General features: G+C 59.3%; 12 protein-coding genes and 2 pseudogenes. 7 read left to right on the top strand and 7 right to left on the bottom strand.

The genetic code is table 11. The features are described 5' to 3' along the window. Positions 1 to 13: 13 nt before the first annotated feature. On the bottom strand, positions 14 to 313 hold the full coding sequence (locus NKI22_RS18900) for a P-loop NTPase family protein (protein WP_352816482.1): 300 nt from the start codon (positions 311 to 313) through the stop codon (positions 14 to 16). A gap of 206 nt (positions 314 to 519) precedes the next feature. On the opposite strand from NKI22_RS18900, the gene NKI22_RS18905 reads away from it, so the two are divergent. From NKI22_RS18905 to NKI22_RS18930, 6 genes and pseudogenes are all read left to right on the top strand, one after another. Further along, positions 520 to 1,713 (top strand): acyltransferase family protein, encoded by a 1,194-nt coding sequence (locus tag NKI22_RS18905; RefSeq protein WP_352816485.1) that lies wholly within the window; start codon positions 520 to 522, stop codon positions 1,711 to 1,713. A gap of 2 nt (positions 1,714 to 1,715) precedes the next feature. Continuing rightward, positions 1,716 to 2,822, top strand: a complete 1,107-nt coding sequence (locus tag NKI22_RS18910; protein WP_352816487.1) for a glycosyltransferase family 2 protein — start codon at positions 1,716 to 1,718, stop codon at positions 2,820 to 2,822. A 63-nt stretch (positions 2,823 to 2,885) separates the two neighbouring features. Next, on the top strand, positions 2,886 to 3,857 hold the full coding sequence (locus tag NKI22_RS18915) for a glycosyltransferase family 2 protein (RefSeq protein WP_352788230.1): 972 nt from the start codon (positions 2,886 to 2,888) through the stop codon (positions 3,855 to 3,857). 9 nt (positions 3,858 to 3,866) lie between these two features. Next, positions 3,867 to 5,651 carry an ABC transporter ATP-binding protein gene (locus tag NKI22_RS18920; RefSeq protein ID WP_502895814.1) on the top strand — a complete coding sequence of 595 codons (1,785 nt, stop codon included), beginning with the start codon at positions 3,867 to 3,869 and terminating at the stop codon, positions 5,649 to 5,651. 1,076 nt (positions 5,652 to 6,727) lie between these two features. Continuing rightward, positions 6,728 to 6,946, top strand: a complete 219-nt coding sequence (locus tag NKI22_RS18925; RefSeq protein ID WP_051409764.1) for a hypothetical protein — start codon at positions 6,728 to 6,730, stop codon at positions 6,944 to 6,946. A gap of 112 nt (positions 6,947 to 7,058) precedes the next feature. Continuing rightward, positions 7,059 to 7,765 (top strand): annotated as a pseudogene (locus NKI22_RS18930) (SOS response-associated peptidase). Here the strand turns inward: NKI22_RS18930 and NKI22_RS18935 are convergent. Both NKI22_RS18935 and NKI22_RS18940 read right to left on the bottom strand, forming a co-directional pair. Next, positions 7,762 to 8,022 (bottom strand): hypothetical protein, encoded by a 261-nt coding sequence (locus tag NKI22_RS18935; protein ID WP_023677293.1) that lies wholly within the window; start codon positions 8,020 to 8,022, stop codon positions 7,762 to 7,764. The pseudogene NKI22_RS18930 and the gene NKI22_RS18935 sit on opposite strands and share 4 nt — an antisense overlap. A gap of 3 nt (positions 8,023 to 8,025) precedes the next feature. Beyond that, positions 8,026 to 8,286: a hypothetical protein gene (locus NKI22_RS18940; protein ID WP_352816490.1), complete on the bottom strand. Its 261-nt coding sequence runs from the start codon at positions 8,284 to 8,286 to the stop codon at positions 8,026 to 8,028. A gap of 136 nt (positions 8,287 to 8,422) precedes the next feature. On the opposite strand from NKI22_RS18940, the gene NKI22_RS18945 reads away from it, so the two are divergent. Further along, positions 8,423 to 8,602, top strand: a complete 180-nt coding sequence (locus NKI22_RS18945) for a hypothetical protein (protein WP_352816492.1) — start codon at positions 8,423 to 8,425, stop codon at positions 8,600 to 8,602. 42 nt (positions 8,603 to 8,644) lie between these two features. Here the strand turns inward: NKI22_RS18945 and NKI22_RS18950 are convergent, their stop codons facing one another. The 4 genes and pseudogenes from NKI22_RS18950 to NKI22_RS18965 form a co-directional block, all read right to left on the bottom strand. Next, a complete protein-coding gene (locus NKI22_RS18950; protein WP_352816494.1) occupies positions 8,645 to 10,576 on the bottom strand; it encodes an AAA family ATPase in 1,932 nt (643 codons plus the stop codon). A gap of 73 nt (positions 10,577 to 10,649) precedes the next feature. Next, positions 10,650 to 11,183 carry a hypothetical protein gene (locus NKI22_RS18955; RefSeq protein WP_352816497.1) on the bottom strand — a complete coding sequence of 178 codons (534 nt, stop codon included), beginning with the start codon at positions 11,181 to 11,183 and terminating at the stop codon, positions 10,650 to 10,652. 3 nt (positions 11,184 to 11,186) lie between these two features. Next, complete coding sequence (locus NKI22_RS18960) at positions 11,187 to 11,756, bottom strand: hypothetical protein (protein WP_352851124.1); 570 nt, start codon at positions 11,754 to 11,756, stop codon at positions 11,187 to 11,189. 418 nt (positions 11,757 to 12,174) lie between these two features. Further along, positions 12,175 to 12,276: pseudogene (locus tag NKI22_RS18965) on the bottom strand (BA14K family protein); the annotation flags it as partial.

Raw genomic sequence — 12,276 nt, forward strand, 5'->3', positions numbered from 1 at the left:
TTCAAAACGCCTTCTACTGCCCGGCGGATGCGAGGGTGCCGCTCGCCATGAGGCCCCACAACTGGTCGGCGCTCAAGTGCCTGGCGGATCCGTCATAGGCCACGCGTCCGAGGCTGAGAACCACGATCCTGTCGGCCAGCGCCCGCACCGTGGCGAGATCGTGTGTGACGAGGCTGACGCCAGTGCCGCTGGCGGCGATCGAACGGATCAGCTTCACGCGTTCCGTGATGGCGGCGAACATGCTGCATCGCAGCACCCTGCCGCCGATATCGGCGGGCCAAGGCAGCGCGTGAAAATCGTCAAAAATGGACAATTCGGGCTGGTTCCCGCTGTTTTTTGGCTTTTATTAGCCGCGCCTCACGTTCCTGTTTTCAAATATGTCAACTTTTTGTGTTGCGTTGCACAATGGTGGCGCCTTATCCTGCGTGAGGGGGGCGCTTCCGATTGGAAATGCGCCGTGAACGACGCCGCTATGTTGACCGATTGGCAGTTTCGCCGTCCCGCCGGCGCACGCCGCTAATGGGAAATGCGCGCGACACCCAATTGGACGCGCTGAGGGCCATCGCCGTGACGATGGTGCTGTACGCACACTTCTTCGCGGCCGGAGGATCCTCGTTCTGGGGCCATATCGGCGTACGTCTGTTCTTCGTGCTGAGCGGCTTTCTGATTACCCGCCTGCTGCTCGAAGCCCGCTCGGCCGCCGAATTCGAAACCGGACCGGCGCTGAGATCCTTCTATATCAGGCGGGCGCTGCGGATATTCCCGCCCTATTTCGCCGTGCTGGGTTTCGTCTGGCTGGTGGACCTGGAGCAGTCCAGGGGATCGCTGGCCTGGCACGCACTCTATCTGTCGAATTTCTGGTACGCAGCGCAGAATGAATGGACGCCCTGGCTGCTCTGCCATTTCTGGAGCCTGAGCATCGAGGAGCAGTTCTATATCGCCTGGCCGTTGATCGTCCTGCTGGCGCCGCGCCGGCGCCTCGAAGCGATCTGCATCGGCGTTATCGGGCTGTCGCTGGCCTACCGGTTTTATTGGCCGATCGCGGGAACACCCGGTTTGGCGCGCGACCTGCTGCCGCCGGCGTCGATGGATGCATTGGCGTCAGGCGCGCTGCTTGCCGCTTACCGGTCAAGATCCGCTGGCCTGCCGCAATGGCTTCGAGCTGGCTGGCCGTGGCTGGCCGCGGCGTTTTTCGTTCTGCAGTGGTTTGCGCCGGCGCCGGCAAATCCGCTGCAGGAATGGGGCCTCTGGCTGCTGTTGCAGATCCTGCCTCTCGCGCCGCTGGTGGTCATCGTTGCAAGCTGTTCGACAGGGGTTGGCGGCTATATCGGAAAACTTGTCGAACTGCCGCCGCTGCTTGGCCTTGGCCGCATCAGCTACGGCGTCTATCTCTACCATCCGATAGTGCTGTCGCTCATCGTCAAGTCGCAGCCCTGGATCCCGCTCAACGTCTCGGAGCAAGGGCAAGGGCGGTTCCTGGTGGCGGGAACGGTGACGCTCATGCTGGCTTCGGTTTCATGGCTGCTTTTCGAGAAGCCGCTCAACAGCCTAAAGCGCCACTTCCCCTATGTTGCCCGGAGCGGCCGAGCCGGCTTCCCGACAGGCATCGATACGACCAACGCCGGATGGCTCGCGGCGGGAGCATATCCGGGCAGGCCGCTTGATGGAGCATCGCGCTTACCACGCAAGCTGCAACGAAGCGGTCGGGGCTGACCATGGCTGCTGCTCCCTTAGTCTCCGTTCTGCTGCCGATCTACAATGCGGGACCTTATCTTGCCGCTGCGCTGGGTAGCATCCTGCGGCAGGATTACGATCGTCTGGAGGTCATCGCCATCGATGATGGCTCGACCGACAACTCACTGCAGATCCTGCAGAAATACCGCCAGGCCGACAATCGCATCTCGATCATCTCACGCGAAAACCGTGGCCTGATTGCAACTTTGAACGGAGGCCTGGCCGTGGCCCGCGGCGATCTGGTCGCCAGGATGGACGCCGACGATGTCGCCTATCCCCGGCGCCTGTCGCGACAGGTCGCGCTGTTCGGCCAGCAGCCTGACCTCGCGCTGTGCGGCGCGGGTTTCGACACCTTGCTCGGCAACCGCATCGTCAGGGGTTCGCCCGATCCGATATTCCAGGACAATAGCCTGCGCATCTTGTCGATGTTCTTCACGATCTTCATGCATTCCACGGTCGTCTACAACAGGAAGGTCATCGAAGAGAGCGTTCTATTTTATAACGAAAGGTACAAGCACGCCGAAGACTTCGACCTGTTCAGGCGGCTGACCGACCGCTACCCGGCGGCCATGATCCCCGAAAGCCTGATCGCCTATCGTATCCATGACGACAGCGTGACCAACAGGCACAAGCGCGAAATGCGCAGGACGCATTTGAAGATCGTCGCCGAGAACCTCGAGCGCGAGGGGCTCGCGGAAGAGACGCAAGACCTCCGCGACATCGGTGAGGTCCTGTCGATGGGCACGGTTCGCCGTGCCGCCGAGTGGATCCTTGCGCTGGAAGAAAGGATTGCCGCGCTGCCGGCCGAGGCGAGGCCGAGCTACCAGGCCGGCACGCTGAACCTGTTCTACTTCCTCTATCAGCTCATATCGGGAGAAAGACAGCCGTTGCTGATGCACGAATTCCTGACGCGGACCGCGAAATGGAAGCTCATCCGGCGCCGCGAGCAGTACGTGTTTCGCACCGGTGCCTTCGCGCCGCGCTTCAGTCTCGCCTCGATGTCGGTCACCAGGCAGGTGGATGCCCTGTCGCGGTATCTGCAATCCGTGCCGGCCGCGGCGGTTTTGCCTTCGAACCAGTTGAGCTAGCAACGCATGTTCGTCAAATCGCACCAGCTCCAGCAGCGCGGCCACTCGACGGTGCCGGCGGCCATGTCGCCGCGGCCGCAGCATGGACCGGCGCCGGCGGTCAGCTTCATCGTCTGCACACGCGACCGCGTCGCCGTGCTCGAGCCCTGTATCAGGTCGATCCAGGCCGCGTGTCGTGCCCATGCCGACTTTGCCGCCGAGCTGGTGGTTGTCGACAACGGCTCGACCGACAGCACGGCCAAACGGCTGGCCAGCATCGCCGAACTGTCGGACATCCCGTTCACGGCTATTCGCGAACCACGACCCGGATTGGCGGCCGCGCGCAACGCCGGGCTCCAGCGCGCGCGGGGCCGCGTGCTGGTCTTCGTCGACGATGATTGCGCAGTCCACAAGGATTATCTGCGCGATCTGCAGCGGCACTATGCGGCCGGCGAACGGGTCATCCGTGGTGGCCGCGTCGAGATCGGCGATCCCCGCGACCTGCCGTTCACCATCAAGCGGTCGCCGGTGCGCGCGCGGCTTACGCCGGATGTCCATCCCGGTGGCTTCGTGCTTGGCTGCAACATGACGATGCACCGCGATGTTGCCGCCCGCATCGGCCGTTTCGACGAACGGTTCGGCGCCGGCGGCCCGCTGCGCTCCGCCGAGGATACGGACTATCTCGTGCGGGCGGTGCTGCTTGGGATTCCGGTCGAATATGTGCCCGACATGACCATCTATCACCATCACGGCCGACGCGACCGCAAAGCCATCGAAAAGCTGCATCGCGACTACAGCATGGGCAATGGCGGGCTTTGCCTGAAACATATCCGCCACGCGCCGTGGCTGCTTCGCCATTTCTACTGGTCGATGAGGGCGGCTTTGCGCGAACTGAGGAAAGGCCCTCTGTTCGACCGTGAACTCAAGCTGTCGCACTGGCCGATCATCGGCATGAACTTGCTCGGCGCGGCCAAGTTCGCGGTGCTTTCGCTGGTGAAATCGCCGCAGCCGGCGCAAATGCGACAGGAGCAACAGGCAAATGCCGAGGCGAGGTGATCCATCATCATGCGATTGATGCCGCCCAGCCTGCCGATGCTGCGCCGCGCGCTCGGGCAAAAGCAGTTGCGCCTGCTTCCGGCCGTGGTGGTGCTTGGGCTGCTCAGTGCGGCGCTTGAGGGGTTCGGCATCGGCCTGATCATCCCGTTGCTGAACATAATCATGGGGCAGGGGCAGACCGGCATGGCTGGCTTTTCCGCCGTCTTCCAGCATGTCGGATCCAGCCTGAGCGAGCGCGACCGGCTGATCGTCATATCGGTCGCTATCCTCGGCTCGATCGTTCTGAAGAACCTGTTCGCCTACGCCAACACGCTGCTGACCACCTTCATCTATGGCAAGGCCAGCCATTCGATCCGCAGCGCGCTGTCGGAGCAGTTGCTTAGGGTAGGCTACCCGTTCTTTCTGCAGCAAAGCCCCGGACGGCTGCTCAACATCATCTCCAACGAATCCTGGCGCGCCTCCGATGCCATCCAGATCACGCTAGGGGCGATCGTCAACGCATCGGCCGCAATCATCCTCCTGACCTTCTTGCTGCTTCTGTCGTGGCAGATGACGTTGCTGGTCACGCTGGGGCTGGCGCTTGTGCAGGTCGCGCACGCCATGCTGTCGGCCAATCTGAAGGCGCCGAGCCGCAGCGTCGCCTCCCGCAACAGCCAGCTCGCATCACAGATGCTGCATCTGGTGCATGCCGGACGGCTGATCCGCATCTTCGGCCAGGAGCAACGCGAGAAGGCGGCATTCGACCAGGCATCGGATGCAGTGCGCCGGGCGGCGTTCGTGCTTTTGACGCGTCAGGGAGCGTTGCCGCCGCTGACCGAGGTTCTGCACGCCATGCTGTTCCTGGCGGTGGTGATCGGCGCCTGGTTCGCCAATGTCAGCTTCCCGCTGATCGTCGCCTTCGTCATCCTGCTCTACAGGCTGCAGCCCTACATGCGGTCGCTGCAAATGGCCTGGAGCCAGTTGCAGGGCCTGAGCGGATCGCTTGAAGAGGTGACGTGGATGCTGGACCCATCCGGTAAGCCCGAGCCGCCGCAAGGTGACGCGGCGTTCCCCGGGCTCAGCCAAGGCATCAAGTTCGAGGACGTCACCTTTACCTATTCTGGTTCGGAACAGCGCGCGGTGGTGCTGCATGCGGCGAATTTCGACATCCGCAGCGGCCGCTCGACCGCGCTGATCGGCCGCTCTGGCGCCGGCAAGACGACGATCGTCAATCTCCTGTGCCGCTTCGTCGAACCGGATAGCGGCAGGATCCTCGTCGATGGATCGCCTCTGGACCGCATCGACCCCAGCCAATGGCGAAAGCACATCGCGCTCGCCAGCCAGGAGCTGGAGCTGGTCGACGGCACGATTTTCGACAACATTATCTACGGCCAGGACGCGGCCTCGGCCGATGACGCCGAGCGCGCGGCAAAACTGGCCGAAGCGCATGGCTTCATCGAGCAACTGCCGCAAGGCTACAGGACCGTCGTCGGCTACCGCGGCGTCAACCTCTCGGCGGGACAGCGGCAGCGGATCGCGCTGGCCAGAGCCCTGGTGCGCGATCCCGATATCCTCATCCTCGACGAAGCCACCAATGCGGTGGACGGGCTGTCGGAAGCGGCGATCGTCGAGACGCTGAAGTCGCGCGCCGGCCGCCGCACCACCATCGTCATCAGCCACCATCGCAGCACCATCTCGTTCTGCGACGACGTGGTGATCCTGAGCCACGGCCGCGTGAAAAAGCAGGCGCCCTTCGCGGCGCTCGCGACGCTCAGCATGGACGAGCTTTACCAGCACGAGGCGCTGGAGGGCTGAGGGCGCCCCCCGCTGCGTGCGCGCGCTGGGAGGTCGTCTCGGATGTCAAGCCAGGTCAAGCATCTCAGGGCGAGGAGCCCTCCGCCATGCCTCTCTGCAGGATTTCTGGGATGATGAGTGATCCCGAGCTTACCCGCTTTCGATCTGGAGCGTACAGAACCAAGGGTCCGCCTGCCAAATCCATCAATGGCAGGCGGACCCTAATCAGCGCTGAAGGGACTGATTCTGCGCCGATCTCTCCTCGAGGAGGTGACGCCATCAACTGAAGACGGGCGCAGTTGTTCCCGGCGCCGGCCGTACACGAGACCATTGCGCAGGCAGGTCAGACTTAGGTCCTATAAACGGGCATCGCTGGCTGGAGTGAACATCGGGTCTGCTCGGTGGTAGCGAAACTTCGGCCGGAGGTCGACGCAGCCATTGGGTTCCGGGGCATGGCTCGGCGCTGATCATAGGCGGCGATCGATCCCCGCACGCCTGATGGAGGGGCGCTTGCATTCCTGCGGAATGCCCATCCACCGGCGCCAAGTGAAGTTCTCCAAGCGGTACGGGCTCAGCGGTCGTCAAGCTGTTGCTAATATGCAGCACAGGCAGCGCTCTATGAACAGCGTCGCTTGGAACCGCTACCTCCGACCAACCGTTAGTGTCACAATGACGAACCAAAAAGTGAGGCTGACGATGGACCCGCTGCAAAACAACACGTTGGAGATCTGGTGTCTTGCGGCTGTTCCGCTGTCACTGCTCCTTACGGTGTTATTAGCCGGATTTATTCTTTAGCTGACCCAACGAGGCCGGCTTTGCGGACCGGGCCAGGAAGATGAAAATGACGGCCATTAGGCACGGTAGGGTCGCGGACACCCCGTGGCACCAGGCCGTGGCTGCCTTTTCCAACGTGCCCCCATAATCGGCTCTTTCGAGCGGTCCGGCTCGCGGCGATTGCTCGCGGCGCCGTGGCGAGGGCGAGCATCCGAGCTCGTACGTTTTTTACACAATCTCTGATTGGTGGACTCGCCCGACGCCATCGACGTTAATTTTGCGTTAGCGACAGGAGGGGGAAGATCGCTAACGGGAGGAAGAAAATGAAAGAAAACTACGATCTGACGATCGACTACGACGACGTGCCTTACGACAACAAGCCTTACGATCTAGCCACATTCGCAAGGAAGCACGGGCTCAACATTCGAGCCGCCGAGCTTCTTCTTTTCGCCAAGGGCCCGTCTCGAGCGGCCTGCGATGCCGCGGCGAGGGCTTTTCTGGCGGCAGTCGCCGCACAAGCTATGAGACAATCGGCGCGGTAGGTCTCACAAAGCCATTGCTGACACGGCCTGCCGTGTCAGCAACCTAACGGACAGCGCTGGAAATTCCGGGCCGTTTCCAACAAGATGCCTAAGCATCCGGGAACGGCCTGAAATGTGCAATCTTTACAATATCACGACCAGCCAGGAGGCCATTCGCCAGTGGACCCGCGCCTTGCGGGATATCCTCGGCAATCTCGAACCCTCCATCGACATCTATCCCAACCAGCCAGGCCCTGTGGTGCGCAACACGCCGGACGGCGAACGCGAATTGGCCAATCTGCTGTGGGGCATGCCGACGCCACTGGATCGGTGAAGGGCAAGGCCGACTACGGCACCACCAATATCCGCAATCCGCAATACGGCCACTGGCAGCAATATCTCGGCATCGAGAACCGCTGCGTGGTGCCCGTCACCAGCTTCGCCGAACCCAGTCCGACGCCCGGGGACAAGGACCCCGAGACCGGGATCCAGCGCAACTACTGGTTTGCACTCGGCGAGGACCGCCCGCTGTTCTTCTTTGCCGGCCTGTGGACGCGCTGGCATGGCATTCGCAAGGTCAAGGACGGCCCTGCCGATCACCAGGTCTTTGGCTTCATGACGACCAGGCCCAACGCGCTGATCGCGCCGATCCACGAAAAGGCGATGCCGGTGATCCTGACCACGCCGGAAGAAACAGAGACCTGGCTGACGGCGCCATGGTCGGAGGCAAGACACCTGCAGCGCACGGCGCCGGACGACGCGCTGGTGATCGTCGAGAAGCCGGCGACGCAGATCAAGTTTCCGCCGCCGGCACCGCCGGCGCAAGGCTCATTGTTTTAGCGCTTGAACTTCTGCAGCACCCAGATGTAGCCCTTAGGCGGATGATCCTGGTCGATGAACTGCGTCTTCACCGTCGTGTCCTTGCGGCTGCATCGCTTGCACCTGAACCTGATGGCTTCCAGCGGTTTGTTCCAGCCCACCACCTGGGCGACGTCATTCGCCCTGAAGCGTCCGACATGGTAGCAATGGCCGCACTCCACGATAAGCAGCATGTTGGCCTTGGCGGCACGCCCAACGCTGTCCATTGGCCCGGCCATGGCTCATTTCCGGGTCGAGTAATCCGCGGGGAGGGGAAGCAGGCCAAGCTCCGCCATCCGGTAATCGGGCTCCTTCTCCGCGACGCTGGCCAGCACCTCGTGCAATTTCTCGACAAGCCCGCAAAGCTGCCAGAACAGCTCGCCATGCGCCTTCAGATGCAGCTGCGACGACTGCACCGTCCGGCGCAGGCTCAAAGCGTCCCTGATGATCGCCTCCGCATCCCTCGCCGACAGCCTGTCGAACCGGCTTTTTCGTCTGCCCATCGCGGCTCTCCTCGATTTGTGAGCAACCGCCCCACCTACTGACAAATAGGAAGGCATTCCTCGCGGAGTCAATTCGCCCTTGACATTTTTGTTCCCGTTTTGTTCAATTTGGACAGAAACTGTTGGAGGCACCGCCATGGACCACATCGTGACGCTGGACAGCCGCCAGGAGGCTGCCCTTCAGGCCATCGCCGACAAGTTCATCGCCCAGCACAAGGGCGATGCGGTGAAGGCGCTGAAGGAGATGATTGTGCTGAATGGGCATCTGCAGGAGCGGCTGGATGCGGTGGAGGGGCGACGAGCGGCCATGCGGTAGGAGCGCCGAGGCGGCGAAACCCAGTGAGAAGGTTGAGAAGGATCAGAGGTCCCGAACATAGCTCCGAAGGGCAAGAAGCTCCTCTGGCAATAAGTCGGGGCGACGTTTCCAAACAGCCGTCACCGCGCGTTCGCCAGCGTCCTCGTCGGCGATACCAAGCTCGGAAAGAACCGAGCGAAACACTTCTTTCCCTTCGCATATCCGCCAAACATCTCCATCCTCCCGCTTGCGGCCATAGATCTTGCCGCGGACTGCAATATGCGATTTGAGCGCCGCGGTCTCTTGCTCGTCTAGGCCGCCGTGAAGTCGAGCAATCTCCTCGGATCGGCCTTCCAAATCGGCGAAGTCCGCCCACGCCAGCCTGTGAACGAGCTCCCGAACATCCTTGGAAGGCTCTGGGAACTTACGAAATTTTCGATTCGTCCGCGCCGCATCGAAAATCCATGTACCTGCTCGTCGGTCTGCCGCAGCGATAAGGATCATGTCGACCGTGTCTGGGTCACCTCCATTCACCGACAAGAAATCTCTCAAGGTGGGTGGATGAATGAAGAAGTTTTCAACCTCGTGGACACCCAAGACGAAGAGCCCTTGCTTTGAAAGCTCTTCCTGCTCTTGCTTTGGTCGCCAATCCTGATCAATGACACCACCTATTCGAATCGTCTGACCTGAGGCGAGAGCAAGATCCTTCAGTCCCTCGATCCGGCGAACAACCTCGCTGCAAGATCCAGCCTCCAAGAAGCGAACGTGAAGAGGAATCTCACAAAGTAGCCTAAATCGCTCTCTCTCCCCAATTTCCTCTTCTCCCTCAATGAGAACGAAAGCCAAGTTCGAGATAGAGAACGCAGGAGATCCAATTGCTCGAGAAAGCGTAGCAACGACCGGCTGCTGGCTGAGCGGCGCCGCTCCTATCACCCGCCGAGACTGATCGTCTCGCTGCAGGATAATCGTGGCGTCCTGGCCAGTCACCTCAACAACTTCGAGCGAATGCGTGGCGAGCCATATCTGCCCTTCCTGCACACTGTCCTTCAGAAATCCGATCCAAGCCCTGAGCAGGTCATAATTCAGGTGAAGCTCTGGCTCATCGACTAACAAGAGACCCTTCTTGAGACCGAAACGCTCTATCTGGCCGACAAGAAAGGCGATCTCGCGTTCACCGCCACTTAGTTGATCGAATGTCAGAGGTATTCCGGTTGAATCGAATTTGATGTTTCTCGTTTGGGGGTCGATTCCGATGAACAAAAGGTGTGGAAGAACCTTCCTAACCGCATCTTTGTAGCTTTCAAACTGGTCTACAAATCGAGGCTCAATCTCCCCCGCATCTCGCGCTACACGGATTGATTGTATGTGCCGATTATTTTCCTGATTTTCACGACCAATCAAAAACTTGAACCACTCATCATACAAATTCCGTGTTATCCGATAAGAACTCTGCTTGTTCGTCGAATCCCCCCAATCCCTATCAAATACCTCACCAAGCTGATGCGTGGCGATTTGGATCTTGGGGTAGGCACGGTCAGCGTCTAAAGAGAGGTAGTGAACTGACGCGCTTTGCTGAATTGTCCCCACCGCATGGTTGGCGAAATTGCCGGATCGTTCAGGAACCACACCTCCCGCCGACAGGCGAACGCCTTGTGCAGGGTCGCTGCTAATGACGAGCGTGCGGTCCCAGGTTGAGTGGTCCTGTCGTAGCTTTTCGGGAAAAGTGCCCTCAGAGTCGAGGTTAGGAACCGTATTAAGTGCAATGAAGAAGGCCACCTCGAACGTAGCGCCCTCTGAGAAAGGATCACCACGTGGGCTTTCAGTTCCTGGCGACAACCCGATACGCTGAGCGCAAGCCGCGATAAGTTCGAGTATCTGGCTCTTGCCTGTTCCGTTGCCGCCAACCATGCAAACGATCGGTGCATCGTCAGGAAGCGTGAACTCCACTCCGTCGAAATGGCGCCAACGCTCGATTTTGATGTGTTGAATACGCAATTAGTCCCCCGGCTACATCTTGCTCGATCTTGTGGACTGCGCCCTGGGGCTGTCGCCAACAGCAGAACGACACCTACTTTTGAGAAGCGGCTTTCAATTCCGCCTGAGTTTTTAAAACTCGAATATAGTATGAGCCATCGGGCTGAGTTTGAAAATCGATATCATTATGATCTATTTTGATTTCCTTGGTGCCTATGCCTGACAATTCTGCCGGTTTAACTACTACGTCAGAAATGGTCCCTTTATCGCCAACTTCGACCTTAAGAATAGTTCCGAGCTGCTGATCATGGTCAGCCGGCCTAGCACCTGCCATATAGATAGCTGCGCCAAGAATACTCTTGTCATCAACCATCATCGTTCCGGTGTCGCTGGGATCATCACAAGATCCAGACTCCTTCGTCAACTTGCTGGTCTCGATAAGCAACTGCTGACCGGCGCAGGTTTGGAAGTTTGTTGATACGGGCATGCCCTTCTGCCCCGGCAGAAGGTAGCCCTTGAAGGGGCGAGCCGCCTCAGTCAGCCGATACAATTGACGCCGTTCCTGGGCCATAACGATCGTAGGCAGGATGAGGAAGATGGCGCATACCATTTTAGATTTCTTTGTCATGATCTAGTCCATATATACGTTGGACAAACCGACGCTGTCCGCCGGGATTCTAATCGTCCAAAATTCGTCACCATTGCCAGAGAATTTTAACGCGAAGACTGTCTCCTTTGTCGTAGTTATATGACGCAGGCCTCTGAAGGTTTCCTCCGCCATTCCGGCTTCACTACTCCTATTTTTGAAAGTGATGAATAGCGGGTGAAGCTTTGTTAGACTGGTCTCTGCATTCTTTCGCCCGCTATATATGGCGGCATTATATGAGATCACAAGTGCAATTGTTAAAAATATACTTAGAAAAGCAATCGGTGATTTTTCTGAAAAATGGCCTAATGATCTACGAAACCAGTAACATGCAAATCCGCTGGCCAATAGGCCGAAAAAGAAACCTGTCGTATAATGTATTATGAAATACCAAATAACCGGAAAGGCGTGAACAAAAACATATTGGATGTTTAAGTCCAGCTCCAGTGGAGTTATCCCAAAGACAAGGTAATAAAAATACAGATAGCAGAAGCCGGTAAAATATATAATAGAGATAGCAAGACTCACGACAGTGGCTAAAATCTTCTCGCTCACAGGAAGAATCGCGCGAAATCCGCACGGCCAGCACCATCAGACGGCGGTGATAAGAACCGAACGATAAACATGATGTACCCCACTCCACAGGTATAGTGACATAATATTTATTGCTAGTCGAGCGATCGACGAATGTCGCTCTTCGCGATTACGGGTCCCCTTGTGTGTAACCTACCCCAGGATGGCCTGACGACGTCGCTTGGAAAGCCCACGCCATTGTGAGACGACATTGGTACGTTCCAGCGTGGCCATCCTGCTAATGATGATCGCCTGTTCACGCCCACAAGTCCGCCACGTCCCCGTCGCACGTCTCGACGTAGATTGACCGAGCGGCACCGTTCCCGCCACAATCCGACGGTCCAGCACGGAGACGGAGTTTGCAGATGCCCGACAGGCGCGTGCGGCGGCGCTCACCCTCCTACTGGCATTGCCGACGCGGCCCCCCGGAATACGGCTGATAGCTGTTGTCTTCCGGCCGATATGACCGGTAGCGGCTGAAGCAGTATTGCACGTGGTCGGA

This window comes from Mesorhizobium sp. M0778, from assembly GCF_040320105.1.
GTDB lineage: Bacteria > Pseudomonadota > Alphaproteobacteria > Rhizobiales > Rhizobiaceae > Mesorhizobium.